This window comes from Sphingomonas koreensis, from assembly GCF_002797435.1.
GTDB lineage: Bacteria > Pseudomonadota > Alphaproteobacteria > Sphingomonadales > Sphingomonadaceae > Sphingomonas > Sphingomonas koreensis.
Map to the genome: position 1 here is coordinate 4,299,841 of NZ_PGEN01000001.1, position 26,486 is coordinate 4,326,326.

General features: G+C 66.3%; 33 protein-coding genes. 20 read left to right on the forward strand and 13 right to left on the reverse strand.

All coding sequences use genetic code 11. The features are described 5' to 3' along the window. Positions 1 to 9 precede the first annotated feature (9 nt). From BDW16_RS20460 to BDW16_RS21200, 6 genes are all read right to left on the reverse strand, one after another. Complete coding sequence (locus BDW16_RS20460) at positions 10 to 315, reverse strand: hypothetical protein (protein ID WP_083629890.1); 306 nt, start codon at positions 313 to 315, stop codon at positions 10 to 12. A 36-nt stretch (positions 316 to 351) separates the two neighbouring features. After that, positions 352 to 642 carry a hypothetical protein gene (locus BDW16_RS20465; RefSeq protein ID WP_066579178.1) on the reverse strand — a complete coding sequence of 97 codons (291 nt, stop codon included), beginning with the start codon at positions 640 to 642 and terminating at the stop codon, positions 352 to 354. A gap of 29 nt (positions 643 to 671) precedes the next feature. Further along, positions 672 to 1,049, reverse strand: a complete 378-nt coding sequence (gene pspC, locus BDW16_RS20470) for an envelope stress response membrane protein PspC (protein ID WP_066579179.1) — start codon at positions 1,047 to 1,049, stop codon at positions 672 to 674. Between the two features lie 3 nt (positions 1,050 to 1,052). Continuing rightward, the gene (gene pspB / locus BDW16_RS20475; protein ID WP_066579180.1) at positions 1,053 to 1,334 is read right to left on the reverse strand and encodes an envelope stress response membrane protein PspB; all 282 of its coding nucleotides are present in this window, start codon (positions 1,332 to 1,334) and stop codon (positions 1,053 to 1,055) included. A gap of 4 nt (positions 1,335 to 1,338) precedes the next feature. Next, positions 1,339 to 2,007 (reverse strand): phage shock protein PspA, encoded by a 669-nt coding sequence (gene pspA / locus BDW16_RS20480; protein ID WP_066579182.1) that lies wholly within the window; start codon positions 2,005 to 2,007, stop codon positions 1,339 to 1,341. Between the two features lie 68 nt (positions 2,008 to 2,075). Continuing rightward, the gene (locus BDW16_RS21200; RefSeq protein ID WP_125958684.1) at positions 2,076 to 2,261 is read right to left on the reverse strand and encodes a hypothetical protein; all 186 of its coding nucleotides are present in this window, start codon (positions 2,259 to 2,261) and stop codon (positions 2,076 to 2,078) included. A 129-nt stretch (positions 2,262 to 2,390) separates the two neighbouring features. On the opposite strand from BDW16_RS21200, the gene pspF reads away from it, so the two are divergent. The 3 genes from pspF to BDW16_RS20495 all read left to right on the forward strand — a co-directional run bounded on the left by pspF (position 2,391) and on the right by BDW16_RS20495 (position 4,956). Continuing rightward, entirely contained in the window at positions 2,391 to 3,425 is a 1,035-nt protein-coding gene (pspF, locus tag BDW16_RS20485) for a phage shock protein operon transcriptional activator (RefSeq protein WP_066579184.1), read from the forward strand. Positions 3,426 to 3,463: 38 nt separating this feature from the next. Beyond that, positions 3,464 to 4,243: a TSUP family transporter gene (locus tag BDW16_RS20490; RefSeq protein ID WP_066579189.1), complete on the forward strand. Its 780-nt coding sequence runs from the start codon at positions 3,464 to 3,466 to the stop codon at positions 4,241 to 4,243. A 95-nt stretch (positions 4,244 to 4,338) separates the two neighbouring features. Then, positions 4,339 to 4,956: a superoxide dismutase gene (locus tag BDW16_RS20495; protein ID WP_066579192.1), complete on the forward strand. Its 618-nt coding sequence runs from the start codon at positions 4,339 to 4,341 to the stop codon at positions 4,954 to 4,956. A 73-nt stretch (positions 4,957 to 5,029) separates the two neighbouring features. Here the strand turns inward: BDW16_RS20495 and BDW16_RS20500 are convergent, their stop codons facing one another. From BDW16_RS20500 to mtaB, 3 genes are all read right to left on the reverse strand, one after another. Beyond that, positions 5,030 to 5,671 carry a septation protein A gene (locus tag BDW16_RS20500; protein WP_066579197.1) on the reverse strand — a complete coding sequence of 214 codons (642 nt, stop codon included), beginning with the start codon at positions 5,669 to 5,671 and terminating at the stop codon, positions 5,030 to 5,032. 94 nt (positions 5,672 to 5,765) lie between these two features. Next, complete coding sequence (ftsY, locus tag BDW16_RS20505; RefSeq protein ID WP_066579199.1) at positions 5,766 to 6,698, reverse strand: signal recognition particle-docking protein FtsY; 933 nt, start codon at positions 6,696 to 6,698, stop codon at positions 5,766 to 5,768. Next, positions 6,695 to 7,945 (reverse strand): tRNA (N(6)-L-threonylcarbamoyladenosine(37)-C(2))-methylthiotransferase MtaB, encoded by a 1,251-nt coding sequence (gene mtaB / locus BDW16_RS20510; protein ID WP_066579200.1) that lies wholly within the window; start codon positions 7,943 to 7,945, stop codon positions 6,695 to 6,697. The genes ftsY and mtaB overlap by 4 nt, the downstream gene beginning before the upstream one ends. On the opposite strand from mtaB, the gene BDW16_RS20515 reads away from it, so the two are divergent. Beyond that, positions 7,944 to 8,522 (forward strand): DUF924 family protein, encoded by a 579-nt coding sequence (locus tag BDW16_RS20515; protein WP_066579202.1) that lies wholly within the window; start codon positions 7,944 to 7,946, stop codon positions 8,520 to 8,522. The two genes, mtaB and BDW16_RS20515, sit on opposite strands and share 2 nt — an antisense overlap. On the opposite strand, the gene BDW16_RS20520 is transcribed toward BDW16_RS20515, so the two are convergent. Then, positions 8,523 to 9,194, reverse strand: a complete 672-nt coding sequence (locus tag BDW16_RS20520) for a dioxygenase family protein (RefSeq protein WP_157926367.1) — start codon at positions 9,192 to 9,194, stop codon at positions 8,523 to 8,525. A gap of 63 nt (positions 9,195 to 9,257) precedes the next feature. Then, positions 9,258 to 10,901, reverse strand: a complete 1,644-nt coding sequence (locus tag BDW16_RS20525) for a putative bifunctional diguanylate cyclase/phosphodiesterase (protein WP_075152219.1) — start codon at positions 10,899 to 10,901, stop codon at positions 9,258 to 9,260. A gap of 220 nt (positions 10,902 to 11,121) precedes the next feature. On the opposite strand from BDW16_RS20525, the gene ffh reads away from it, so the two are divergent. From ffh to BDW16_RS20585, 12 genes are all read left to right on the forward strand, one after another. Beyond that, the gene (ffh, locus tag BDW16_RS20530) at positions 11,122 to 12,603 is read left to right on the forward strand and encodes a signal recognition particle protein (RefSeq protein ID WP_066579205.1); all 1,482 of its coding nucleotides are present in this window, start codon (positions 11,122 to 11,124) and stop codon (positions 12,601 to 12,603) included. A gap of 120 nt (positions 12,604 to 12,723) precedes the next feature. Next, positions 12,724 to 13,242, forward strand: a complete 519-nt coding sequence (gene rpsP / locus BDW16_RS20535) for a 30S ribosomal protein S16 (protein ID WP_066579207.1) — start codon at positions 12,724 to 12,726, stop codon at positions 13,240 to 13,242. A gap of 3 nt (positions 13,243 to 13,245) precedes the next feature. Continuing rightward, positions 13,246 to 13,737, forward strand: coding sequence for a ribosome maturation factor RimM (gene rimM, locus BDW16_RS20540; protein WP_066579208.1), 492 nt, complete (start codon positions 13,246 to 13,248; stop codon positions 13,735 to 13,737). Between the two features lie 8 nt (positions 13,738 to 13,745). Beyond that, complete coding sequence (locus tag BDW16_RS20545; RefSeq protein ID WP_066579216.1) at positions 13,746 to 14,468, forward strand: metallophosphoesterase family protein; 723 nt, start codon at positions 13,746 to 13,748, stop codon at positions 14,466 to 14,468. Between the two features lie 42 nt (positions 14,469 to 14,510). Further along, positions 14,511 to 16,019 carry a serine hydrolase domain-containing protein gene (locus BDW16_RS20550; RefSeq protein ID WP_066579219.1) on the forward strand — a complete coding sequence of 503 codons (1,509 nt, stop codon included), beginning with the start codon at positions 14,511 to 14,513 and terminating at the stop codon, positions 16,017 to 16,019. A 9-nt stretch (positions 16,020 to 16,028) separates the two neighbouring features. Next, the gene (locus tag BDW16_RS20555) at positions 16,029 to 16,379 is read left to right on the forward strand and encodes a type II toxin-antitoxin system VapC family toxin (RefSeq protein ID WP_066579228.1); all 351 of its coding nucleotides are present in this window, start codon (positions 16,029 to 16,031) and stop codon (positions 16,377 to 16,379) included. A gap of 4 nt (positions 16,380 to 16,383) precedes the next feature. Continuing rightward, positions 16,384 to 17,112 (forward strand): tRNA (guanosine(37)-N1)-methyltransferase TrmD, encoded by a 729-nt coding sequence (gene trmD / locus BDW16_RS20560; protein WP_066579230.1) that lies wholly within the window; start codon positions 16,384 to 16,386, stop codon positions 17,110 to 17,112. A 1-nt stretch (position 17,113) separates the two neighbouring features. Beyond that, positions 17,114 to 17,506: a 50S ribosomal protein L19 gene (gene rplS / locus BDW16_RS20565; RefSeq protein ID WP_066579235.1), complete on the forward strand. Its 393-nt coding sequence runs from the start codon at positions 17,114 to 17,116 to the stop codon at positions 17,504 to 17,506. Positions 17,507 to 17,839: 333 nt separating this feature from the next. Beyond that, entirely contained in the window at positions 17,840 to 18,169 is a 330-nt protein-coding gene (locus BDW16_RS21205) for a hypothetical protein (protein ID WP_125958827.1), read from the forward strand. After that, positions 18,166 to 18,732, forward strand: coding sequence for an OmpA family protein (locus BDW16_RS20575; protein WP_066579241.1), 567 nt, complete (start codon positions 18,166 to 18,168; stop codon positions 18,730 to 18,732). The genes BDW16_RS21205 and BDW16_RS20575 overlap by 4 nt, the downstream gene beginning before the upstream one ends. A 48-nt stretch (positions 18,733 to 18,780) precedes the next feature. Continuing rightward, entirely contained in the window at positions 18,781 to 19,179 is a 399-nt protein-coding gene (locus BDW16_RS20580) for a hypothetical protein (RefSeq protein WP_066579244.1), read from the forward strand. A gap of 220 nt (positions 19,180 to 19,399) precedes the next feature. Then, on the forward strand, positions 19,400 to 21,040 hold the full coding sequence (locus BDW16_RS20585; RefSeq protein ID WP_371836704.1) for a cation:proton antiporter domain-containing protein: 1,641 nt from the start codon (positions 19,400 to 19,402) through the stop codon (positions 21,038 to 21,040). Here the strand turns inward: BDW16_RS20585 and BDW16_RS20590 are convergent. Next, positions 21,031 to 21,405: a VOC family protein gene (locus BDW16_RS20590; RefSeq protein ID WP_066579443.1), complete on the reverse strand. Its 375-nt coding sequence runs from the start codon at positions 21,403 to 21,405 to the stop codon at positions 21,031 to 21,033. The genes BDW16_RS20585 and BDW16_RS20590 overlap by 10 nt on opposite strands. A gap of 90 nt (positions 21,406 to 21,495) precedes the next feature. Here BDW16_RS20590 and soxR point away from each other — a divergent pair, with 90 nt between their 5' ends. Next, positions 21,496 to 21,960 (forward strand): redox-sensitive transcriptional activator SoxR, encoded by a 465-nt coding sequence (soxR, locus tag BDW16_RS20595; protein WP_066579248.1) that lies wholly within the window; start codon positions 21,496 to 21,498, stop codon positions 21,958 to 21,960. Here the strand turns inward: soxR and BDW16_RS20600 are convergent. Beyond that, a complete protein-coding gene (locus BDW16_RS20600; RefSeq protein ID WP_066579250.1) occupies positions 21,954 to 22,904 on the reverse strand; it encodes a chromosomal replication initiator protein DnaA in 951 nt (316 codons plus the stop codon). The genes soxR and BDW16_RS20600 overlap by 7 nt on opposite strands. A 158-nt stretch (positions 22,905 to 23,062) precedes the next feature. On the opposite strand from BDW16_RS20600, the gene BDW16_RS20605 reads away from it, so the two are divergent. The 3 genes from BDW16_RS20605 to rpsM all read left to right on the forward strand — a co-directional run bounded on the left by BDW16_RS20605 (position 23,063) and on the right by rpsM (position 26,468). Further along, positions 23,063 to 25,300 (forward strand): S9 family peptidase, encoded by a 2,238-nt coding sequence (locus BDW16_RS20605; protein ID WP_066579252.1) that lies wholly within the window; start codon positions 23,063 to 23,065, stop codon positions 25,298 to 25,300. Positions 25,301 to 25,353: 53 nt separating this feature from the next. Next, entirely contained in the window at positions 25,354 to 25,869 is a 516-nt protein-coding gene (locus tag BDW16_RS20610) for an SRPBCC family protein (protein ID WP_066579255.1), read from the forward strand. A gap of 230 nt (positions 25,870 to 26,099) precedes the next feature. Further along, positions 26,100 to 26,468 (forward strand): 30S ribosomal protein S13, encoded by a 369-nt coding sequence (gene rpsM, locus BDW16_RS20615; protein ID WP_066579258.1) that lies wholly within the window; start codon positions 26,100 to 26,102, stop codon positions 26,466 to 26,468. Positions 26,469 to 26,486: the final 18 nt, after the last annotated feature.

Sequence of the window (26,486 nt, forward strand, 5' to 3'; positions counted from 1 at the left end):
GGTCGTTCCTCAGTTCTTGGTAATCCGCAGCGCTTCGATCTCGCGATCCAAGGCTACACTGCCGTCGGTGACGATGCGCTCGACATTCGCCAGACGGTCCTTCATCGAACCGATCTCGGCGCGAAGCTGGGCGTTCTCCTGGCTGATGAGCTTAATGCGCTCGACCAGCTCCTCATTCTTCTTGGGATACACTGCCTGACCCCAGGCACCGTCGAGTGGGTACCCATTCTTGATGCGCAGCCAGGTGGTGAACATCCACGCGACCATTCCGGCCACGCCGACGATCGCGATCGTGGGGGCCAGGACACCGATCATCTGCACCTTTTCCATCTTCCCTGTTTCCTCTTGTCTTCAGCGCAGCGAGTCGATCTCGCGGGCGGTGCGTTCGGCGGGGTCGGTGGCGATGCGCTCGAGCACCGCGATCCGCTCCTCCAGCCGGCCGATCTGTCCCGTCAGCCGCTCATTCTCGCTGGTCAGCAGCTCGATCTTGCGATCCGCGGCTGGGTCCGCCTTGGTGGTCATCCCGGTCCACTCATTCTCGATCGGATAGCCGTGCTTCGCGCGGATCCAGGTCGATACGAGCCAGCCCAAGGTCGAGATCGCGATGATGGCGATGACGAAGCCCGGTCCACTCCAGCTCATGGTTCATTCCCTCCCGTTAACGCCGCGGTTCAGCGCAGGCGCTCGATCTCGTCGGCGAGCTGCGTGTTGCGGCTCGTGTAGAACATTTCGATGTCGGCCATGCGGCGGTCGATATCGCGCAGCTTCGAGCGGACCTCCTGGGTCGAGCGGCGCGGATTGGCCCGCACGCCCTGCCAGAATTTCGCGTCCTCATTGTTCTGATAGAGGCCGATCGGCTTCTGCGAGGTGACCATCGCCAGGCCGATATAAACGAAGAACATCAGCGGGAAGGTGGCGACCAGCAGGGCCAGGAAACCCAGGCGGATCCACAGCGGGTCGACGCCGGTATACTCACCGAGACCCTCGCAAACGCCGAGCCATTTGCCGTTGACCTTGTCGCGATAGAGTTGCGTGCGGCTTGCAGACATCTCTCAGTTCCTCCGTGCGCGTTCATAGTCGGGGAGTTCGCGGAGCGGCAGCTCGTCATTGCCGCGCAGGCGGAACTCGGGGTTGTCGGCTGCGATGATCCGTTCGATCGTCATGAGACGATCCTCGAGCCGGCGCGCCGTATAGTGCAGCTCGTCGAGCAGGTTCTCGTCCTCGCCGGTCAGCGTCTTCGCCTGCTTCCACTTGGTCACATAGTGAAGGATGACCCAGGGCATGCCGATGAACAGCATGCCGACGATGATGATCGGCAGGAAAACATCTTCCATCGGATCAGCCCTCCTTGTTCAGGCGCGCTTTGAGCGCGGCCAGCTCGGCATCGACCTTCTCGGCCGACTGGAGTTCGGCGATTTCCTCCTCCAGCGTCTTCTTGGGCGCGCCCAGTGCCAGCGCATCGGCGCGGCCCTCGGCAAAGTCGACCCGGCGTTCGAGCAGGTCGAAGCGGCTGAATGCCTCGCTCACCTTCGAACCGTGCGTCATCTCGCGCAGCTTGACGCGATTGTTGGCGCTTTCCAGGCGAGTGGTGATCGCGTTCTGGCGGGCACGGGCGTCGCGCAGCTTGGTCTGCAGCTTGGCGATATCCTCTTCAGAGGCGCGCAGCGCATCGTCCAGCACCGCAATCTCGGCCTGAAGCTGATCGCACATGTCGAACGCCTTCTGGCGCTCCACCAGCGCGGCCTTGGCCAGGTCCTCGCGATCCTTGCTCAGCGCCAGCTCGGCCTTCTCGGTCCAGCTCAGCTGCAGGTTCTCCAGCTTCGCGATATGGCGCCGCATTTCCTTCTGGTCGGCGATGGTGCGCGCCGCGCTGGCGCGAACCTCGACCAGAGTCTCCTCCATCTCGAGGATGATCATGCGGATCATCTTCGCCGGATCTTCCGCCTTGTCGAGAAGGTCGGTCATGTTGGCTGCGATGATGTCGCGGGTGCGAGAGAAAATGCCCATCTTCAACTTGCTCCTTGGAAACTTCGTGCCGCCGGACGGGCTAGGGGATACCCGCCCGGCGGGACCGCTCAGGCCGTGGCCTGAGTGGAAACGTCTGCCGTCGCGGTGGCGGCGGGGCCGACGACGCTGGCCAGGCAGGTGGTGCTCACGACCAGGGTGCAGATCAGCGCCGCCATCGTGCTGCGAAAGCTGTTGTTGCCCTTGTACATTGTCGTTCCGTCCCTTGGTATCTCGTTCGCCGCCCGATGCGGCATGACTGGAATATTGCAGGGGGCGTGCCAAGTTTGAAAACTGGCTGAAATCCGCCATTCTCAACCGGTTCTGGCCTGTCGCTGCAATTGTCCTATTGCCAAGTGTTGGGAAAATACCCCAAAGGTTCGGATATGGAGCGTACGACCCAGGTCATTGGCCAATCCGGCGCCTTTCTCGATGCGCTCGAGCTTGCCTCGCGCGCGGCTGCGCTCGACCGGCCGGTGCTGGTGATCGGGGAGCGCGGGACGGGCAAGGAGCTGGTCGCCGAGCGTCTACACCGCCTCTCGCCGCGCTGGGATCAGCCGCTGGTGGTGATGAACTGCGCCGCGCTGCCCGAGACGCTGATCGAGGCCGAGCTGTTCGGGCATGAGGCGGGCTCCTTCACCGGCGCTACGAAGGGGCGGGCCGGCCGGTTCGAAGAGGCCGATGGCGGGACGCTGTTCCTCGACGAGCTCGGTACGCTTTCGATGGCCGCGCAGGACCGGCTGCTGCGCGCGGTGGAATATGGCGAGATTACCCGCATCGGCGCCTCCAAGCCGATCACGGTCGACGTCCGCATCGTCGCGGCCACCAACGAGCATCTGCCCGAGCGGGTGGAGCGGGGAACGTTCCGTGCCGACCTGCTCGACCGGCTTTCGTTTGAGGTCGTGACGCTGCCGCCGCTGCGTGCGCGTGCGGGCGACATCCTCGTCCTTGCCGATTTCTTCGGGCGCCGCATGGCGTCGGAGATCGGCATGGCGTGGGAGGGGTTCGGCCCGACCGCGCTCGATGCGCTCACCGACTATGGCTGGCCCGGCAATGTCCGCGAGCTGCGCAACGTGGTCGAGCGCGCCGTCTATCGCTGGGACCGGCACGGGCCCGTCGATGCCATCCAGATCGATCCCTTCGCCTCGCCCTATCGTCCGGCGCCGATGCCGCACGGCATCCCCGGCAACGCCGCGCCGGTACAGCTGGTCACCGAGGAGCCCGGGCCGCTGCCGCGTCGGGACGACGATCTGGCGGGCGATTTCAAGAGCCGCGTCAACCGGTTCGAGCGCGAGCTGCTCAGCCGCGCCCTGGCCGAGAACCGCTTCAACCAGCGTTCCACCGCCGAAGCGCTGGGCCTGAGCTACGACCAGCTCCGGCATGCCCTCAAACGGCATGAGCTGCTCAACGCCGGCGGATAGGTTGCCATCCGGGGCCGCGTAGGCCTATCGCGCCCGGCATGGAATTCAGCACCGAGATCATCGCCTTCCTCCTCGCCATCGCCTTCGTCGCAGGCACGATCGACGCGATGGCGGGGGGAGGCGGGCTGCTGACCATTCCCGCGCTGATGGCGGCAGGCGTGCCCCCCGTCGCGGCGATCGCCACCAACAAGCTGCAGAGCGCATTCGGAACTGCCTCGGCCTGCATCGCCTATTGGCGCGGCGGGCATCTCGACTTGCGGCGCTTCGCGATGCCGGCGGCGGGCGCATTCCTGGGGTCTGCGGCGGGTGCCTTCACCGTCCAGCATATCGATCCGGGCTTCCTCACCGCCTTCGTGCCGATCCTGCTCATCCTGATGGCGATGTATTTCCTGCTCGCCCCGCCGATGGGGGAGGCGGATCGCCACGCCCGCCTCGGCACTGCGGGGATCACCGCGGTGTCGGTGGTGCTCGGCTTCTATGACGGGTTCTTCGGGCCCGGCGCCGGATCGTTCCTGACGACCATGCTGGTGGCGCTTGCCGGGCTTGGCCTCGTCCGGGCCATCGCCAATGCGAAGTTCCTGAATTTCGCCACCAATGTCGCCGGGCTGCTGGCAATGATCGCGGGCGGGAAGGTCTTGTGGATGCTCGGCCTCGGCATGGCTGCCGCCAACATCGCCGGCAACCAGATCGGCGCGCGGCTGGCAATGCGCTACGGGGGCAAGGGGGTGCGCCCGCTGCTGGTCCTCATGTCGGTCGCGCTCACCGTGAAGCTGTTGTCGGATCCGGCCAACCCGATTTGGAACTGGCTGCCGCACTGATCGCTCATTTCGATTGCGCTACGAGAAAAATTTGTGCGGCGAAGCCCGGGCTGATGCGTTAGGCGGGCGCGACACCAGAACAAGGAGGGTCTCCCATGGCTTTTGAACTTCCCACGCTGCCTTATGCCAAGGACGCGCTCGCCCCGACCATCTCGGCCGAGACGCTCGATTTCCACTATGGCAAGCACCACAAGGCCTATGTCGACAAGACCAACGGCTTCGTCGCGGACAAGGGGCTGGAGGGGAAGAAGCTCTCCGAGGTGATCAAGCACGCCAAGGAAACCGGCGACAAGGCGCTGTTCAACAACGCGGCGCAGATCTGGAACCACAGCTTCTACTGGTTCGGCCTGACGCCTGAGCCCAAGGAGCCGACCGACAAGCTCGCCGAGCTGATCGAGAAGACCTTCGGGTCGAAGGAAGAGCTGGTGAAGAAGCTGATCGCCGAGGCGACCAACCACTTCTCCAACGGCTGGGGCTGGCTGGTGCTCGACGGCGACGAGATCAAGGTGACCTCGCTCCACGACGCCGACACGCCCGTCGTCTATGATTACAAGCCGCTGCTGACGATCGACGTGTGGGAGCACGCCTATTACATCGACTACCGCAACGCGCGCCCGGGCTATCTGGAAGCGATCACCAAGATCATCGACTGGGATTTCGTCGCGGCGAACCTCGACGGTGAGGGCGTGAGCCGGGCCGACCAGAACGGCTGATTGCCGGACGGTGTAAATGAAAAGGGCCGCGGTTCACCGAACCGCGGCCCTTTTTCTTGCCTAGGGAGGAGGATCACTGCTCCGGCGGCAGCGCCTTGTCGACGATCTCGCGATCCGTCGTCAGACCGTGGCGCAGCAACATCGGGATATTGCCCATCGCGAAGATCAGCGTCAGCGGCACCACGCCCCACAGCTTGAAGCCGACCCAGAAGTCCCAGCTCTGCGTGCGCCATACGACCTCGTTCAGCACTGCCATCGCAACGAAGAACACGGTCCAGTTGATCGTCAGCAGGCGCCAGCCCTTGGCGGTCAGCCCGGGATAGGCGCTTTCGAGCAGCATCTGAAGCAGCGGCTTCCTGGTAATCAGGCCATAGGCCAGCACCGCGGCGAACATCGAATAGACGATGGTCGGCTTCACCTTGATGAAGGTCTCGTCATGGAACCACAGGGTCAGTCCGCCGAACACCAGCACCAGCGCGCCGGAGATCCACAGCATCGGTGAGACGTGCTTAGTCTTCCACAACGAGATGCCGATGGCGATGAAGATCGCGACCATGAAGGCCGCGGTCGCCGCCATCATCCGCGCGAGCTGCGGCCCGCCCATCAGGCTGTTGACGGCAAAGAACACCGCGAGCGGACCGAAATCGATCAGCATGCGAAGGCCGGGGGTGGGGGCGGGCTTGCCCGCAGCGGATTGAGGCGTGGATTCGGTCATCGGTTCCTAGAATTCCGTTCGTGTCGAGCGAAGTCGAGACACATTTTGAAGGATTGCATCCGCCTCGGCCTCTCGACCGTGCGAGGCGAAGGGTTCACCCCCTGTTGAACGCCTCGACCCCGGCGATGATCCGGGCGACCTCGTTGGGATCGAACCCGCGCAGGTCGTCGACCTTCTCGCCGACGCCGATCGCATGGATGGGCAGGCCGTATTTCTCCGCCGCCGCGACCAGCACGCCGCCGCGCGCGGTGCCGTCGAGCTTGGTCATGACGATGCCGGTGACGCCGGCGACTTCCTTGAACACCTCGATCTGGCTCAGCGCGTTCTGGCCGGTGGTCGCATCGAGCACCAGCACCACGTCGTGCGGCGCCCCCGGATCGATCCGGCCGAGCACGCGGCGGATCTTGGCCAGCTCGTCCATCAGCTCGCGCTTGTTCTGAAGCCGCCCGGCGGTGTCGACGATCAGCACGTCGGCGCGCTGGTCGGTCGCCTGCTTCAGCGCCTCGAAAGCGATGCCCGCCGCGTCGCCGCCCTCGGCGCCCGCGATGATCGGTACGCCCACCCGCTCGGCCCAGGTCTTGAGCTGGCCGATCGCCGCCGCGCGGAACGTGTCGCCGGCCGCCAGCATCACCTTCAGCCCCTGATCCTTGAGGATCGCGGCGAGCTTGGCGATCGTCGTGGTCTTGCCCGATCCGTTGACGCCGATCACCAGGATCACCTGCGGCCGGGCCTTGTCGGTGGTCAGCGGCTGGGCGACCGGCACCAGTGCCTTCTCGATCTCCTCGGCGACGACCAGGCGGATGCCCAGATCCTCCATGCCGCGCTCGAACTGCCCGTCGGCCAGCCGGTTGCGGATGCGCGCCGCGGTGCCGGGGCCAAGGTCGCTGGCGATCAGCGCTTCCTCGATCTCATCCAGCGTCGCGTCGTCCAGCCGCGCCGCGCCAAGGCCGGCAAGATTGCCGACCAGCTTGTCCGACGTCTTCTTGAACCCGCCGAGCAGCCGCTCGCGCCACGAAGGCCCGCTCATGCCATCGCCCCGATCAGCTTGCCGTTCCGTACCGTCTCGATCTTCACGTTCGCGATTGCCCCGATTTCCTGTGGCGGAAGCAGCACTTCCGCGAAATTGCCCGCATGGCCGCGATCGCCCGGCCGTTCCACCAGAATCGACTGCCGCGTGCCGATCAATGTGTCCAGCCACACCGCCCGCCGCGCCGCTGCCCGCTCGCGCAACGCCGCCGCCCGCGCTTTGGCGACACCCGGGGCGATCTGCGGCATCCGCGCCGCCGGCGTGCCGTCGCGCGGGCTATAGGGAAAGATATGCGGATGGACGATGTCGCAATCGTCGATCAGCGCCAGCGTATTGGCGAACATCGCCTCGTCCTCGGTCGGGAAGCCCGCGATCAGATCCGCGCCGATCGCGATCTCCGGCCGTGCGGCTTTCAACCGCATCACCAGATCCACCGATTGCGCCCGCGAATGCCGGCGCTTCATCCGTTTGAGCACCATGTCGTCGCCCGCCTGAAGCGACAGATGGACATGCGGCATCACCCGCTTTTCCTGCGTCAGCAGCGCGAACAGCCGCGCGTCGATCTCGACCCCGTCGAGCGATGAGAGGCGCAGCCGTGCGACACCGGTGTGCGCCAATATCCGCTCGACCAGCATCCCCAGCGTCGGTGCGCCGGGCAGGTCGGGACCGTAGCTGGTCAGGTCCACCCCGGTCAGCACGATCTCGCGATGCCCCGCCGCAACCAGCGCCTGAACCCGTTCGACCACCGCGCCCGCCGGCACCGACCGGCTGTTTCCGCGGCTAAAGGGGATGGCGCAGAAGGTGCAACGGTGATCGCACCCGTTCTGCACCTCGACAAAGGCGCGGGCATGCGCGGAAAAGCTCGCCGCAAGGTGCGGCGAAGTCTGGCGCACCGCCATGATGTCCTGCACCAGCGCCACCTCGCCCGATGCCCATGACGCGGGGATCAGCTTCTCGGCATTGCCGATCACCCGGTCCACCTCCGGCATGTCGCCAAAGCTGTTGGGATCGATCTGCGCGGCGCAGCCGGTCACCACCAGTTGGGCGTCCGGCCGTGCACGCCGTGCCTGGCGGATCGCCTTGCGGGTCTGGCGCACCGCCTCGTTGGTCACGGCGCAGCTATTGACCACGACGACGTCCCCGGACCCAGGCCCAGAACTTATCAGGGCCCGGATCGTTTCGCTTTCAGCGAGGTTGAGCCTGCAACCCAGGCTGATTACCTCTGGTCCGGAACAGGAGGACGACATGAGCGGCGATCTAGGGCTGGCGGACGGCGAAGTCCATGACGAGGTCGGGGAGGTGCTCGACTTCTGGTTCGGCGACCTCACGCCCGAACAGCATTTCACCAAGGACGATGCGGTCGACGAAACCATTCGCACCCGCTTCTCGCGGCTGCATGATTTCCTGATGGCCAGTGGCGCGGCGGGCTGGCGCGATCAGCCCGACAATCTCGTTGCGGCAGTGATCGTGCTCGATCAGTTCAGTCGCAACATGCATCGCGGCACGGCACAGGCCTATGCCGCCGACAAGCTCGCCCTGTCGCTGACGCTCGAGGCGATCGGCAAGGGCTGGGACACGCGGTTGCCGGCCGATCGTGCCGTCTTTCTCTACATGCCGCTGATGCATGCCGAGAGTCCCGAGGCGCAGAAGCTGTGCATCGCGAAGATGGCGGCGCTCGGCAAGGACGAGCAGGTGAAGTACGCGATCGATCATGCGGTGGTGATCGAGCAGTTCGGCCGCTTCCCCAGCCGTAACGCCGCGCTCGGCCGCGAGTCCACGGCTGCCGAGCGCGAGTATCTCGAACGGCCGGATGCCGGATGGTGATCAGGCCGGGTGCGTTTCCAGCCTGATATCGCGTTGCGCCAGCAGGATGCCGTCCGGGGTCCTGCCTAGCCGGACGACTCCGTCGCCGCCGCGCAGTTCGCATGCCTTGCGATAGGCCGCCGTCACCCCGAACTCACCCTCGAAGACGACGTCGTCGATATAATAGGGCCGCCGCCCCGGTTCGCCGACGAACAGGTGGACATGTGCCGGCATCGTCCGGTCGGGGTAGGGGGCGGGTTTGATCGTGTTGAAGGTATATCGCCCGTCCGCGCCGGTGCGCGCCCAGCCGCGCAACCGGCCGTGGCGGCGGCTCCACATGCTCTCGTTCGATCCGTTCGCGTACAGGCCGTCATGGTTGGTGTGATGCGCGTAGATGACGACGCCGGCCGCGGGTGCGCTTCCGTCCGCGGTCAGCACCCGCCCGGTCAGGATCATCCGCTCGCCCGGCTCGTCGGGGCCGGCCAGGTCGACCGTTGCGGCAAGCGTCGTGGCGCGGCGTTCGCCTACCGCTTCGCAACCTTCGCAATTGTAGAGGTTGGGCCGTGCCGCCGGTAAAGCGGGCGAGACCGATGGGCCGGGCGCGGATGGCTGCGCCATCAGGTTGCGGATGGCAAGCGTGCCCCCCGCGCCGGCCGCCAGAGCCGCCAGTATGATGCGTCGATCGAATGCCATCATCGTCGCCCCTTCTGCGTCGACCTGAAGTCTAGATCAGGCGGGGCGCCGGGAGAAGGGGGATCAGATTGCGCGCCGTTCGCTATCGGTGACCTGGTTCGCGGAGGCCGCGGGCTGGGGCGTTCCCGGAGGCTGGACCAGCAGCCTTTTCTCCGCGAGCATCCGCCGCGCACCCGCGATCGACAGCGGCTTGCCGTAATGCCAGCCTTGCGCCTTGGCGCAGCCGAGTGCCTTCAGCCGGGCCTCGATCGCGGCGTCCTCGACGCCTTCGGCGGTGATCGGCAGGTTGAGGCTCTCGCCCAGGCTGACGATCGCGTTGACGATGGCCGCGGAGTCGGCGCTTTCGTTCAGGGAGATGACGAAGCTCTTGTCGATCTTGATCCGGTCGAAAGGCAGCGCGCGCAGGTGCGCGAGCGAGGAATAGCCTGTCCCGAAATCGTCGAGCGCAAGGCTTGCGCCCTGGTTCTTGAGGCTGCCGACGATCGACTGGGCGAGCGCCAGATTCTCGAACAGCGCGCTTTCGGTGATCTCCAGCTCCAGCCGATGGGCTGGGAAGCCGGTCTCGGTCAGCACCTTGATGATCTTCTGCGAAAGCCACGCGTCGCGCAGCTGCCAGGGCGAGATGTTGACCGAAAGGTTGAGTGCCGGGTCCCAGTCGCGCGCGGCGGTGAAGGCCTGGTGCATGATCGACAGTGACATCTCCGCGATCATTCCGGTTTCCTCGGCGATCGGGATGAACAGTTCGGGGCTGATCAGCCCGCGGGTCGGATGCTCCCAGCGCGCAAGGACTTCGAAGCCGTGGAGCTTGCCGGTGGCGAGGTCGATCTGCTGCTCGAAATAGGGGACGATCTCGCCGCGCGGGATCGCCGCGCGCAGCCCGGATTCGAGCTCGTTGCGCGTCTGCAGCTCGCGTTCCATCGACTGGTCGAACCAGGCATAGCGGTTCCGCCCCGACTTCTTCGCGACATACATCGCAATATCCGCCGACCGCAAAAGCGCGTCGATGCTCTGGCAGTCGAAGTCGGATCGCGCGACGCCGACCGAGCAGCTGATGTGGAGCCGGAACCCGTCCGCCTCGATCGGTTGGGAAAGGCGCGCGACCAGCTTTTCAGCGATCCGCTCGACCGTGTCGGGGTGCGTCGGATCGAACAGGAAGCCGCACGCGAACTCGTCGCCACCCAGCCGCGCGGTGAGCGCTACCGGGGGCATGGCGTTGGCGATTTCGCCCGCGACGGCGCGCAAAAGGGCGTCGCCGACGGCGTGGCCGTGCATGTCGTTGATCGTCTTGAAGTGATCGAGATCGACGATCATCAGCGCCATCGCCTTGCGGCGGTTGTGCGCGCGCATGAACATCGCCGCGCCTTCCTCGTTCAGGCTGCGGCGGTTGAGGAAGCCGGTCAGGGGATCGCGGCTCGCCAGCATATGCGCCCGCTCTTCCGCGGCGGCACGGATGCGTACCTCGTGGCGCAGCGCCGTGTGGCGCCGCCAGCCGAACAGGATCAGCGCGACGTTGAGCAGCAGCGCGATCACCAGCGTGCGATCCGCAGGCGCCCCGCCCTCGAAATAATGTTTGAGCGTCTTCGACAGCACCGAGCTGCCGGTCCCGACGAACATCAGGATCGCGGCAACGCTGATCGCTCCCGTGATCAGGTCCGTTCCCGGCGCTGCGTCCCTGTTTTCGTCTTGCTTGTCGAGATCCAGCGCCATGCCGGCAAATCTCCCACCCCTGTCAATCGCGGGATTTTCCACGTCGAGGGTGTAGATGGAGTTAAAGTGGGTAGAGGTTGCACCTATCTTCGTTTCCGGCTAAGCGCGCCAACGACCGTTCCCAGGAACGCGACGCATGTTGCCCAAGGGCACGCTGGCCGACGAGGTTTCGTCCGCCGGCGTTTTATGCGTTTCGGCCCCGGGATATTAGGAGAAGCGAGTGTTCGATAGTCTGAGCGAGCGGCTTGGCGGCGTATTCGACCGTCTCAAGGGCCGTGGCGCACTGACCGAAGCCGATGTGCGGACCGCGATGCGCGAAGTGCGCATCGCGCTGCTCGAGGCCGACGTCGCACTCCCCGTCGCGCGCCAGTTCGTCGAGACGGTCACCGAGCAGGCGGTCGGCGAGAAGGTGCTGCGCTCGGTCACGCCGGGCCAGCAGGTCGTCAAGATCGTCAACGACGCGCTGATCGAGATGCTCGGGCCGGACACGGCCGAACTCGCGCTCGACGTCACCCCGCCCGCCGTCGTGATGATGGTCGGCCTGCAGGGCTCGGGCAAGACCACCACCACCGCCAAGATCGCCAGGCTGCTGAAGAAGCAGGGCAAGAAGGTGATGATGGCGTCGCTCGACGTCAATCGCCCGGCCGCGCAGGAACAGCTTGCGGTCCTCGGCACGCAGATCGAGGGTGCGACGCTGCCGATCGTCGCTGGCCAGCAGCCGGTCGATATCGCCCGCCGCGCGCTCCAGGCGGCGAAGCTCCAGGGCTTCGACGTGCTGATGCTCGATACCGCGGGCCGCCTGCACGTCGACCAGCAGCTGATGGACGAGATGAAGGCGGTCGCCGACATCTCGAAGCCGCAGGAAATCCTGCTCGTCGTCGACAGCCTGACCGGCCAGGACGCGGTCAACGTCGCGCAGAGCTTCTCCGATCAGGTCCCGCTCACCGGCGTCGTGCTCACCCGTATGGACGGCGATGCCCGTGGCGGTGCTGCCCTCTCGATGCGCGCCGTCACCGGCAAGCCGATCAAGTTCGCCGGCGTCGGCGAAAAGCTCGACGCGATCGAGCCTTTCCACCCGCAGCGCGTTGCCGGCCGCATCCTCGGCATGGGCGACGTGGTCTCCTTGGTCGAGAAGGCCGCTCAGGCGATCGAGCAGGAAGACGCCGAGAAGATGGCGGCGCGGCTGGCCAAGGGCCAGTTCGACATGAACGACCTGCGCAATCAGCTTGCGCAGATGCGCCGCATGGGCGGCCTCGGGGCGCTTGCAGGCATGATCCCGGGCATGAAGAAGGCGCAGGCGGCGATGGCCGCGGGCAATGTCGACGAGCGCATCCTGCTCCGCATGGACGCGATGATCACTTCGATGACGCCCAAGGAGCGCAGCAAGCCCGAGTTGATCAACGCCAAGCGCAAGATCCGCATCGCCAAGGGTTCGGGCACGACCGTTCAGGACGTGAACAAGCTGCTCAAGATGCACCAGGAAATGTCCACCGCGATGAAGCGCATCAAGAAGATGGGCGGCCTCAAGGGCATGCTCGGGATGCTCGGCAAGGGTGGCATGGGCGGCCTCGGCAATGCGCTGGGCGGTCCGCAGATGGGCGAGATGATGGGCAAGCTCGGCGGTCCGGGCGGCGGCATCCCCGGCCTGCCCGGCGGCGAGATTCCGCCGGACCTGGCAAAGCTTTTGAATAACAAGAAGTAACCCACCCGCCTCGACCGTCACCCCAGCGGAAGCTGGGGTCTCAAGCGGGAAGGGCACGATATCCACCAAAATACCCCGGCTTTCGCTGGGGTGACGAGTTAGAAAGCAAGGAAGTACATCATGGCACTCAGCATGCGTCTGTCGCGTGGCGGTTCGAAGAAGCGCCCTTATTACCGCATCGTCGTGGCGGACGCGCGTTCGCCGCGTGACGGCAAGTTCATCGAGAAGATCGGCACCTACAACCCGCTTCTCGCCAAGGACAATGCGGACCGCATCAAGCTCGACACCGACCGCGCCAAGCATTGGCTGAGCGTCGGCGCGCAGCCGACCGACCGCGTCGCCCGTTTCCTCGACGTAACCGGCGTCAAGGAGCGTGCAGCCAAGAACAACCCGAACAAGGGCAAGCCGGGCGAGAAGGCCGTCGAGCGCGCTGAAGAGCGTGCCGAGAAGCTGAAGGCCGCCGAGGAAGCCGCCGCCGAGGCGAAGGCCGCTGCCGAAGCCGCTGCCGCGGCCCCGGTTGAAGAGCCCGCCGCCGAAGCTCCGGCTGAAGACGTCGCGGCCGAAGAGGCCCCCGCCGCGGAAGCAACCGCCGAGGAAGCTCCGGCTGCCGAAGCCGGCGAAGAAAAGGCCGAGGGCTGATCCTTGGCTAAAGACTCCCCTGTCACGCTTGCCGTCATCATCGGCGCGCACGGTGTGACGGGGGAAGTCCGCCTCAAGGTCTTTGCGCAAGACCTGTCGGTGCACCGCAGCTTCAATGGCGGTGCGCTGACGCTCAAGTCGGTGCGCCACGGCAATAACGGCGCCATCGCGCGCTTTGCCGAGATCGCCGACCGGACCGCTGCGGAGAAGATGCGCGGCACCGAGCTCGTCGTGCCGCGCAGCGCGCTTCCGCCGCTCGAAGACGGCGAATATTATCATGCCGACCTGCTCGGCCTCGCCGCGGTCTCCGAGAGCGGGGAAGCGATCGGTACCGTCGTTTCGGTCGAGAATTTCGGTGCGGGCGATGTGATCGAGATCGAACGGACCCCGGTGGAAGGGCAGGGCGCCAGGCGCTTCATGGTCCCGATGCGGCCCGTCGCGGTGCCGCGCTGGGACGAGTCCACGCTGACCGTCGCCGACGGCTGGGCGGAATAGCCGGCGCGATGCTGGCGATCCTCTCCGATATCCACGGAAACCTCCCCGCGCTCGAAGCGGTCATCGCCGATGCCCGCGCCGCCGGCGCGACCGGTTTCGTCAATCTCGGTGACAGCCTGTCCGGCCCGCTCTGGCCGGCCGAGACTGCCGATCTGCTGATGCGCGAAGGCTGGCCGACGATCGCGGGCAATCACGAGCGGCAATTGCTGACGCATCCGCTCGAGCGGATGAACGCTTCCGATCGGTTCGCGCGGGGATGCCTCAGCGACGCGCATCTCGCCTGGCTGGCGGCCCAGCCCAAAAGCATCACCGTCATCCCGGCGATCCTCTGCGTCCACGGTTCCCCACGCAGCGATGTCGAGCATCTGATCCACAGCGTCGAGGGCATCGGCCTCCGGGACGCATCCGACGCCGAGATCGTCGAGCGGCTCGACGATGCCGCGGCGCCACTCATCCTCTGCGGTCATACCCATGTCCCGCGCGTCGTCACGCTTGCCGATGGCCGGGTCATCGCAAACCCCGGCAGCGTCGGGCTCCAGGCCTATACCGACGACCATCCCGCCTTCTATTCGGTCGAGAATGGCGACCCGCTCGCCCGCTACGCCTTGGTCAGCGGTACCACGGTCGATCTGTGTGCTATCCCCTATGATCACCTTGCCGCTGCCGCGAAGGCGGCGCGCGAGGGGCGGGAGGATTGGGCGGAAGCCCTGCGCAGCGGCCGCAACGGCTGATTTTCGCTTTCAGAATCGGAATTTCTCTGGTTGCGTCGGCGGATGATGAATCGCCTGATCCGCCCGCTCGCCATCCTCGCCGCATCGGTCGCGCTGCCCGCCGCCGCGCAGACCGCCCCGCAGCTTCCGCCCGCGGCGGTCGTCGAGGTCGGCGACGCCTTCGCGAAGTTCCAGCAGCGCACGCCCGTACCCGGCCTGGTCTATGCCGTGGTCAAGGACGGCAAGATCGCGCTTTCATCGACGCAGGGCGTGCAGACGATCGGCGGCGCGCCGGTGACGATGGACACGCGGTTCCGCATCGCATCGATGAGCAAGGCGTTTACCGCGCTCGCCATCCTCAAGCTGCGCGACGACGGCAAGCTGTCGCTCGATGACCTGGCCGAGAAACACGTTCCGGAGATGCGCGGCTGGACATATCCGACCAGCGATGCCCCGCGCATCCGTATCCGAGACCTGCTCCAGCATGTCGGCGGCATGGTCACCGACGATCCCTGGGGCGATCGCCAGCAGGTGCTGAGCGAAGCCGAGTTCAGCGCGATGATCGCCGCGGGCGTGCCGTGGAGCCGCGTCGGGCAGAGCCAGCACGAATATTCCAACTATGGCTATGCGCTGCTCGGCCGCATCGTCACCAACGTCTCGGGCAAGCCCTATCAGGCCTATATCCGCGACACGATCCTGCGCCCGCTGGGCATGACCGCCTCGACCTATGAGGTGGGTGAGGTGCCCAGGGGCAAGCTCGCGGTCGGCTATCGCTGGGAGAATGAGCGCTGGGTCGAGGAGCCGCAGATGCGCGACGGCGCCTTCGGGGCGATGGGTGGGCTCGTCACCACGGCCAATGATTATGCGAAATGGGTCGCTTTCCTGCTTTCGGCCTGGCCCGCGCGCGACGGGGCCGAGACCGGCCCGGTCAAGCGCGCCACGGTGCGCGAGATGGCGCAGGGCCTCAATTTCGTGCGGATCACGCCGCGCCCCGGCGGGGCGGATGACGATCACTGCGTCCATGCCACCGCCTATGGCATGGGATTCCGCGTCACGCCCGACTGCAATCTGGGCCTGACGCTGGCGCATGGCGGTGGTTATCCCGGTTACGGCAGCTTCGTCGTGCTCGCGCCCGAGACGGGCACGGCGGCGTTCGGCTTTGCCAACCGCACCTATCAGGGACCGTCGGTTCCGGTCTGGCAGTCGCTCTGGGCGCTCGCCCGCACCAATGCGATTGCCCCGCGCGAAACGCCGCTCAACCCGCTGCTCGGCCAGATGCAGGATGCGGCGCGCGCCGCCTATCAGGCCGGCAATCTCAAGCCGCTCGATGGAAAGCTGGCGATGAACTTCCTCATGGATCGCTCGGCGGAGAATTGGGCGAAGGAATTCGCGCGGATCAAGGGGCTGGTCGGCGCGTGCGCGACCGCCGAGCCGCTGGCGCCGACCGGGAACCTCTCGACCGGCTTCCGCTGGAACTGCGAGAAGGGCAAGCTCGATGGTCAGATCCTGATGGCGCCGACCAACCCGCCGACGATCCAGGCGCTGCGCTTCGCGCCGCGGCCTGGGAACTGACGCGGAGGAATGACGCGGTACCTGCTGGATACGAATATCTGCATCCGCATCCTGCGTGACCCGAAATGCCGTGTCGCGCTGCGGGCGGCGCGGGAGGAGGGGGTGGCGATCTCCGCCGTCTCCCTCGCCGAACTGGCGCAGGGCGCGCTTGCGTCGGCGGACGCTTTTGCCGAAAGCGTCGCGGTCTTGCCGTTCGACGCGGATGCGGCGCGGCGCTTTCCGGCCGCGCGGAAAGCGCGGGGCAAGTTCGATCGGCTGATCGCCGCGCACGCGCTGGCGCTGGGCGCGACGCTGGTGACGCACAATGTTCGCGACTTCCGGGACGTGCCCGGGCTTCGCATCGAAGACTGGACTCTCTGACACCATGAGTTTCGCCGCAACCGTCCTGACCCTCTATCCGGAGATGTTCCCGGGGCCGCTCGGCACGTCGATCGCCGGGCGCGCGCTGGCGGACGGGAAGTGGTCGCTCGACACTGTCCAGATCCGTGACTTCGCCACCGACAAGCATCGCACGGTCGACGATACGCCGGCCGGCGGCGGGGCGGGGATGGTGCTCAAGGCGGATATCCTCGCCGCGGCGTGCGATCATGTCGGCTATGACCGCCCGATGCTGGCGATGACCCCGCGCGGCGCGCCGCTGACGCAGGAGCGCGTGCGCGCGCTGGCGGCGGGTCCCGGCGTGTCGATCCTCTGCGGCCGGTTCGAGGGGTTCGACGAGCGGTTGTTCGAGGCGTGCGCCATCGAACCCGTTTCGATCGGCGACTATATCCTCTCGGGCGGGGAGATGGGCGCGCTGGTGCTGCTTGACGCTTGCATTCGGCTGCTTCCCGGCGTAATGGGCGCGCCTTCCAGCGGGGTCGAGGAAAGCTTCGAAAGCGGCTTGCTCGAATATCCGCAGTACACCCGGCCCGTCGAATGGGAAGGGCGCACGATCCCGCAAGTGCTGCGATCGGGGGATCATGCGAAGATCGCGGCCTGGCGAAAGCAACAGGCGGAGATCGATACACGGCTAAGGAGGCCGGATCTTTGGGAGCGCCATGAGGGCGCTCGGGTCCAGTCTCCCTCTGGCGCGCGGCAGAAGAAGGACGAATGAGATGAACCTCATCCAGCAGATCGAGGCCGAGAACGTCGCGAAGTTCCTGGCCGACAAGAAGATCCCCGATTTCCGCCCCGGCGACACGCTGAAGGTCGGCGTGAAGGTCGTCGAAGGCGAGCGCACCCGCGTTCAGAACTATGAAGGCGTCTGCATCGCCCGCGCCAACAAGGGCATGGGCAGCAACTTCACCGTTCGCAAGATTTCGTTCGGCGAGGGCGTCGAGCGCGTCTTCCCGCTCTATTCGCCGAACATCGACAGCATCGAAGTCGTCCGTCGCGGCGTCGTGCGTCGTGCGAAGCTCTATTATCTGCGTGGCCGTACCGGCAAGTCGGCGCGCATCGCCGAGCGCCGCGATCCGCGCCCGTCGAAGGACGTCGCCGCGGCCGAATAAGCCGCGTCGCCAGACGAACAGCGCGGGGCGCGGAAGTCATCACTTCCGCGCCCCGTTTCGTTTCGGAACCCGCGCAGCGCCCGAACGTAGTTGCCCGGCACAGCCGGGAGATGACGATTGAGGACGTTCCGCAACCACTTGCCGTTGATCGTTCTTGGGATGCTCGCTGCTTGCAAGGCAGCACCGGAGGCCAATCAGGCAACACCTGCCGCATCCGCTCCGGTCGAGGCTGAGGTCTCAGGCGTGATGCGGACGGATGTTGTCGCCTCGCCGACTCCGGTGCCGGCACCCCAGGCGGCGATCAGAACCGAGCCTGGGCCCCAGGGATCGCAGGTGGCCCTCAACAAGGTCGCGGTCACGGGCGACGTGATGACCGTCCAGCTCAGCTATACGGGCGGCACGGGATCGCAATATCTCAAGGTCGACGACATCAGCGTGATCGACGACGCAAGCGCTCGTCAGCTCGGGGTCCTCAAGGACGCTTCGGGCAAGCCGCTCGCCGCGCCGCTCTCCTCCGGTAGCAAGGACAATCTGTCGTTCGCACTGGGGCGTTCGCCGCAGATCGTCTGGCTCAAATTCCCGGCGCCGCCCGCCACGAGCAAGACCGTATCGATCAATCTCCCCGGCGTGGTGCCGTTCGACGGCGTACCGGTGACGCGGTGAGGCAGGTGCTGGTCGCGGCGTTGGTCCTGGCCGGGTGTTCCGACAACGGCGCGGCTCCCGCCAACGGCGTCGAGCCGGCGGCAACGCCGGTCACTCCACAAGCTAGCCGGTCAGCCGGGACCGGCGGCGCCCTTGCCGGATCGGTCAGCGCGCTGAAAGCCGACATCAGCGGTCTCAACGTGCGGACGACGGAGACACAGACGATCGTCGATCTGCCCGCTGACACCTTGTTCGAGTTCGACCGGGCGGATCTGACGCCAGCGGCGGCCACCAATCTGGCAAAGGTCGCCGAGCTTGTACGTCAGGCTCCGGCCGGCCCGGTCGAGATGGTCGGCCATACCGACGCCAAGGGCGACGACGCCTATAATCTCGAGCTTTCCAAGCGGCGTGCGCAAGCCGTGGCTGACTGGATGGGCGAGCAGGTGGGCATTCGCCAGCGCCGGTATCTCGTGGCCGGAAAGGGTGAGACCGAACCGGTTGCGGCCAACCAGGCGTCTGACGGCAAGGACGATCCGGCCGGTCGCGCGAAGAATCGTCGCGTCACGGTGTCGATTCCACGCTGAGCCGTTCGGCGCGATTGCATCTCGGCCGGTCGACACTAGGTTGGGAAGATGGCGACACGGGCGATCCGAACGATGACGATGACCCGGCGGCGCTTGCCGCTCCACGTCGCGTCGCTCTGGCTTGCGCTCGCCACCGCCCTGCTTTCCTCGTTGATGCCGGTCGGAATGCCGCGCACCACGACGCTCGGTTCGGCCTTCAACCCGGCGACCACCGCGGTCGCGCTCCAGCCGAGCCGTGCCCAGCCGCGCATCGTGGCGGAGGCCGTTCGTTCCGACGATGAGCCGGCAAGCGGGCAGGGCGATGCGCTCGCTCTCGCGCCGCTGCCCATCGTCCCGGCGGCGCTCGACTACGGCCTCCCTGACCCTCCCAATCCACTGACGGCGGCACCTGCGCTGCCGTCATCCCCTGCTCTGGACGGCAGTCCGCGTGGTCCGCCGCTTTCCTGACCTTCCCTCAGCCAACCGCCGTCCGCGGGCGGCGACATTGGGAGATACGTCATGGAAACGCCACGCAACAAACGGCCGCCCTGGTGGTTTGCACCCGCGATCTGGAGCGGGATTGCCGGCAGCGCCGCGATCGCCGCGGCACTGGTCGGCGCGACGACCGAGTGAGCCGTTGACCGGGCCGCATTGACGGCCCGGCCACCAAACAGGGACTTCATTGCCTATGCATCACACGCCGCTCATCGCCACGATCGTCGCCGGCCTCGTCATCGCCTTCATCATGGGCTCGATCGCCCATAAGCTCAAAGTATCGCCGATCGCGGGCTATCTGCTCGCCGGCATCCTTGTCGGCCCGCACACGCCCGGCTTCGTCGGCGACGGCGACCTCGCCGCGGAACTCGCCGAGATCGGCGTGATCCTGCTGATGTTCGGCGTCGGCCTGCATTTCTCGCTGCGCGACCTCTTGTCGGTGAAGAATGTCGCGGTGCCCGGCGCGATCGGCCAGATCGCGGTCGCGACCTTGATGGGCATGGGCCTGTCCTGGACGATGGGCTGGGACCCGCTCGCCGGCTTCGTCTTCGGCCTCGCGCTGTCGGTCGCCAGCACCGTGGTGCTGCTGCGCGCGCTGCAAGGGTTCGGCATCGTCGATACCGAACGCGGGCGGATCGCAGTCGGCTGGCTGATCGTCGAGGATCTGGTGATGGTCCTCGCGCTGGTGCTGCTGCCCGCGCTCGCCGAGGTGATGAAGGGCGATGCGCCCGCGAGCTGGTCGGCGCTGCTGGTGCCGTTGGCCCAGACCGGGTTCAAGATCACCGGTTTCCTCTTCGTCATGCTGGTGGTCGGCCGCCGCGTCATCCCATGGGCGCTGCACTGGGTCGTCAACACCGGTTCGCGCGAGCTGTTCCGCCTCGCGGTGCTCGCCATCGCGCTGGGTGTCGCGTTCGGTGCGGCGGTGGTGTTCGACGTGTCGTTCGCGCTCGGCGCCTTTTTCGCGGGCATGATCCTGGGCGAAACCCCGCTCAGCCGTCAGGCGACCGAAGAGACGTTGCCGCTGCGCGACGCGTTCGCGGTGCTGTTCTTCGTGTCGGTCGGCATGTTGTTCAATCCGCAGATCGTCGTCGATCAGCCGCTGGCGCTGGTCGCGACGGTGCTGATCATCGTCTTCGGCAAGTCGGTCGCGGCGTATTTCATCGTTCGCGCGCTCAAGCACAGCCACCGCACTGCGATCACCGCGGCGGCCAGCCTCGCGCAGATCGGCGAGTTCTCGTTCATCCTCGCCACGCTCGGCACCAGCCTCGCCATCCTGCCTCCGGCGGGCCGTGACCTGATCCTCGCGGGTGCGCTGCTGTCGATCTTCGTCAACCCGTTCATCTTCAACTGGTTCGTGCCCAAGCGGCAGGAGAAGACCGATCCGGTCGAGATGCCCGCCGATACCGCGGATCTGCGCGACCATGTCGTGCTGATCGGCTATGGCCGCGTGGGCAAGCTGATCGCGCGCGACCTGAAGGCGCGCGACCGGGCCTTCATCCTGATCGAGGATCAGGCCGATACCGCCAGGGAGGCGAAGGAATCGGGGCTCAACGTCGTGCGCGGCAACGCGCTCGATCCCGCCGCGCTGGAAGCGGCGGGGATCGAACGCGCGAGCAAGCTGCTCATCGCCATCCCCGAAGGGTTCGAAGGCGGCGCGGTGGTCGAGGCCGTGCGCAAGCTCAACCCCGGCATCGCGATCGTCGCGCGCGCCCATTCGGAGGCCGAGGTCGCCCATCTCGAGGGCGCCGGCGCCGGCGAAGTGGTGATGGGCGAACGCGAGATCGCGAACCGGATGCTCAGCATCTGCGCGGTTCCGCTGGCACGTCAGCCATAGGAGACGATCTCGAACTCGATCCCGTCATAGTCGAGGAAGTAGAAGCGGCGGCCGGGCGAATAGTCGCCATGCGCGAACGGTTTCAGCCCGGCCTGCGTGACCTTGTCCTCGATCGCATCGAGGTCGCGGACAAGGATGCCGACATGGTTGAGCGGCGCGCCCTTGGGAAAGCGCGCCTCCGGTTCGCCCGGGGGCGCGTAGAGCGCGATGTAGAAACGCTCGTCCCCGACATGGATCGATGTGCCGCCGTCGCGCGCCGGCCCCTCCCAGCGAATGTGCCAGCCGAACAGCCGCTCCATCAGTTCTGCTGTACGCGCGGGGTTGGTGACGGTGAGATTGACGTGTTCGATGATCGGGCCGGACATCCACATATCCTTTGCGGTTGCGTGATTGCCCGCCCCCGGTACAACCTCAACTTAAGTTGAGATCAAGCCCAAAATTTCGAAAGGCCCGGAATGCGCGGATGCGACCTGCTGACGATCGGCGAGCTTGCGGCGCGGACCGGCCTGTCGGTCTCCGCGATCCGTTTCTACGAGGGGCGGGGGCTGGTTTCGTCGATACGAACCAGCGGCAACCAGCGCCGTTTCCTGCGATCGGACATCAGGCGTCTGTCCTTCACGCTGATCGCGCAGAAGCTGGGGCTGACGATCGAGGAGATCTGCGCCGAGCTGGCGCAGCTGCCGCAGGGGCGCACCCCCACCCAGGCGGACTGGGAGCGGATCAGCCGGCATTTCCGCAAGGAGATCGACCGGCGCATCGCGCTGCTGGAGCGGACCCGGGATACGCTGGACAGCTGCATCGGCTGCGGCTGCCTGTCGCTCAGGACGTGCGGGCTCTACAATCCGGGCGATCGGATGGCCGCCGACGGTCCCGGGCCGCGCTTCGTCCTGTCGGAAGCGCGGCCCGGCCCGGATCAATAGGCGGTCAGGCTGCGCACATAGCCGCGCGAATCGACCGTGCAGCGCGAACGTTCGCGCCCGGTCTCGACCACGATCTCCCACTCGCTGCGGTTCAGCTCGCGGGCGCTGACCGGAACGCTCGTCCCGCGACGCGCATTCAGGTCCTCGTCGGCGCGGCGGGCGCAGGCGTCGCGCGCGGCCTGCGGCACGTTGCGGAGCGAGCCGCGGTCGTCGGGGCGACGCGCTTCGTCCTGGCCGGCCCGATAGCCCTCGCGATAGCGGTCGTTGCCGCGGCGGTCATAGGCCCTGCCGTAGAGGCCGTCGTCATAGCCCCGCTTGTACTCCGGGTCGCGCTGCGGATCGGGGCGCCGCGCTTCGTCTTGGCCGACCCGATAGCCCTCGCGATAGCGGTCGTTGCCGCGACGGTCATAGGCCCTGCCGTAGAGGCCGTCGTCATAGCCACGCTTGAACTCCGGGTCGCGCTGCGGATCGGGGCGCTTCTGCGCCTCGGTCTCGCCCGCCTGATAGCCTTCGCGATAGCGGTCGTTGCCGCGACGATCATAGGGGTTGCCGTTCAGACCGTCGTCGTAGCCGCGCTTGTAGTCGGGGCCCTTGTCCTTCTTGCTCGCGAGCGCAGCGATCAGGCCGATCGCGACAGCGGCGCCGACCACGACTCCGGCCGAGGGGCCGCCCTTGCCGCAGTCCGACTTGGATGCGCTCGAAATGCTCTCGTACCGGCCCCGCCACACATTCACGCGGATGCAGGTATCGGTGCGCGAGTTCCACCAGAATTGCGAATCGCCCGAGCGCTTCTCGAGCTTGTAGCCGCGCCGCTGCAGTTCGGAGTCGCCCCGGCTCGAGCGGATGCCCTGCAGGTCGTTCTCCTGCGCGGCGACGGCGATCGGCGTCAGCACCGTCGCCATCAGGGCGAGGGTAGCGATGCCCTTGGTCATTCGCTTGGTCATGATCGTTCCTCTGTTACTGGACTGTGCGACAACTCGCACCGTTACGCGTCCGTTCCGTGAATGGATATTCCCCCCATCCATTTGCCCTTCAACCGCCATCGCGCTTTACCGGTCGTGAACGCTCCGCAATAAGCGGCACCTTGTTCCGGAGAGGTTTGATGAAGCGATGGTTGGCGGGCGTGATGATGGCGGGCGTTTGCGGGCTGACGATGCCGGTTGAAGCGCAACAGGCGGTGCCGCAACGGCTGACGCTGGAGCGGGTTTTCGCCAGCCCCGATCTGGCGGGCAGCAATCCGCGTGCGCTCAAGCTCTCGCCCGACGGCAAATATGTGACGGTACTGCGCAACCGCGCCGACGATCGCGACCGCTACGATCTGTGGGCGATGGATACCGCGACGGGCGAATGGCGGATGCTCGTCGATAGCAAGAAGATCGGCACCGGTGCTGAATTGTCCGAGGCGGAGAAGATGCAGCGTGAGCGTGCGCGCATCGGCGGGACGCGCGGCATCGTCGCCTATGACTGGGCACCCGACGGCAAGGCGATCCTCGTGCCGCTCGATGGCGACCTCTACCTCGCGACCCTGGCCGGCGACGTGCGTCGGCTGACCGCCAGCGAGGCCGGGGAACTGAACCCGGAAATCAGCCCCGGCGGTCATTTCGCGTCCTATGTGCGCGACCAGAATCTGGTGGTGCTCAACCTCGCCACCGGCGCCGAGAGCAAGGCGACCTCCGAAGGCAAGGGCAATGTCTATTTCGGTGAGGCGGAATTCGTCGCGCAGGAAGAGATGGGACGCCGCACCGGCTATTGGTGGTCGCCCGACGACAAGCGCATCGCCGTCCAGCGCTTCGACGAATCGCCGGTCGGCATCGTCAGCCGCGCCGCGATCGGTGCGGAGGGGACGAAGGTCTATGACCAACGCTATCCCAAGGCGGGTACCGCAAACGTGCTGGTCGACCTCTACGTCATCAACCCCGATGGCAGCGGCAAGGTGAAGGTCGATCTCGGCGCCGAGACCGACATCTACCTCGCCCGCGTCGACTGGACGCCCGACGGCAAGACCCTGCTCGTCCAGCGCCAGAACCGCGCGCAGACCGTGCTCGATATGCTCGCGGTCGATCCCGCCACCGGCAAATCGCGCATCCTGTTCAGCGAGAAGTCGGGCGAGCGCAGCTGGGTCAATCTTTCGGACGCCTACCGGCCGCTCAAGGACGGCAGCCTGATCTGGTGGTCCGAGCGCGACGGCCATGGCCATCTTTATCGCTTCAAGGACGGCAACTGGACCCAGCTGACCAGGGGCGACTGGGAAGTCGCCGAGCTGGTCGGTGTCGATGAAGTCAACGGGCGGGTCACCTTCCTCGGTAACAAGGACGGGGTGCTCGAACGGCACCTCTACACCGTCGATCTGGCCAGGCCCGGCGTGGTCACGCGGATCAGCGAGCCTGGCTTCTGGCATGCGGCCAAGGGGAATGAGAGTGCCAGCCGGATCATCGTCACCCGCTCCAAGGGCGATCAGCCGGCCCAGGTGATGCTGACCGACGCGGCGGGCAAGCGCCTCGCCTGGGTCAATGAGAACAAGGTCGCGGGCGACCATCCCTATGCGCTCTATCTCGCCGCGCATCGCGCCAAACAGTTCGGCACGATCAAGGCTGCCGACGGCACGGACCTTCACTGGGAGATGATCACGCCGAAGCTCGAACCGGGCAGGAAATACCCGGTGTTCTTCCAGCACTATGGCGGCCCGCACTCGCAACAGGTCAGCCGCCAGTGGGGCGGCGCGCTCCAGCAATATATCGTCGATCGCGGCTATATCTGGTTCGTGCTCGACAATCGCGGCGCGGCCAATCGCGGGAAGGCGTTCGAGGATCACCTGTTCCAGGCGATGGGCGGGGTCGAGGTCCAGGACCAGCTTGCCGGCGCCGCGTATCTGAAGACGCTCGACTTCGTCGATCCGGCCAGGATCACCACCTATGGCTGGTCGTACGGCGGCTATATGACGCTCAAGATGCTCCAGGCCGCGCCCGGCACCTTCGCGGCGGGTGTCTCGGGCGCGCCGGTGAGCAAGTGGGAGCTGTACGACACCCATTATACCGAGCGATATATGGGCGATCCGCGCAAGGTTCAGGGCGCCTATGACAAGGCCAACACCGTCGCCGACGCCACGAAGATCAGCGATCCGCTGCTGCTGATCCACGGCATGGCCGACGACAATGTCGTGCTCGAGCATTCGACGGTGATGATGTCGAAGCTTCAGGGCGCGTCCGTGCCGTTCGAGGTGATGCTCTACCCCGGCCAGACCCATAAGGTCGGCGGCCCGGGCGTCAGCGTCCATCTGTGGAAGACGATCCTCGACTTCCTCGACCGCAGCACCGCCAAGACGGAGGCGCCCGCAAAATGATTTGACGGGGCGCCGCCGCAGGATCAGCCTTTTTCGGGCAGGAGGGCGGAACGATGCGCAAGATGATCATGGCGGTGGCGTTGGTGGCGGGCTGGCCCGCGGCGGGCGAAGTGACCAAGTCGGAGCCGGGCGGCTTTGTGTCGAGCCACAAGCTGGTCGTCGCCGCCCCGCCCGAGAAGGTGTGGGACACGATCGTCCGGCCGTCGGTCTGGTGGAGCAAGGATCACAGCTATTCCGGCATCGCCGCCAACCTGTCGATCGACCCGCGGCCCGGCGGCTGCTGGTGCGAGAAGCTGGCGGGCGGCGCGATCGAACATGCGCGGGTGATCTATGCCGATCGCGGCAAGGTCCTGCGCGTCGACGGCGCCTTCGGCCCGCTCCAGAGCGGCGCGGTCACCGGCACGATGACCTTCGCGCTCAAGCCGGAGGGGCAGGGGACGGTAGTGACCGTCACCTATGTCGTCGGCGGCTATCACCCCGCCGGCCTCACCGGGTTTGCGCAGGCGGTGGACGGCGTGCTTGCCGCGCAATGGCCCGCACTCAAGAAGGCGGCCGAGCAGGGCGGCTGAGCGTCATTCGCTTGGCCGGGCCGCCCGAATGGTGTATGTCCGCCTAACGCGAAACGCATTCGGCACCGGCGCTTGACAGCGCGGGTCCGACTCCATATGTCGCGCATCTTCCGAAACCTGTTCGACCGGCAGCGCTTGTGGGCGTGTGCCGCGCGACTGCGTTTCGGGTCAACGCTACGAGATGGGGCTTGCTGCCATGCACGCCCCGTGGAGCTGGGAGAACAAGATTCATGGCACGTATTGCGGGTGTTAACCTCCCGACCAACAAGCGCGTACTGATCGCGCTTCAGTATATCCACGGCATCGGCCCCGCGAAGGCCAAGGAAATCACCGACAAGCTGGGCATCACCGCCGAGCGTCGCGTGCAGGACCTGACCGACCAGGAAGTGCTTCAGATCCGCGAAACCATCGACGGCGCCTACACCGTCGAGGGTGATCTTCGCCGCGAAACCGCGATGAACATCAAGCGCCTGATGGACCTGGCCTGCTATCGCGGCCTGCGTCATCGCAAGGGTCTGCCCGTTCGCGGCCAGCGCACGCACACCAATGCGCGCACCCGCAAGGGCAAGGCGAAGCCGATCGCTGGCAAGAAGAAGTAAGCCGCTGGGCCGCCTGAC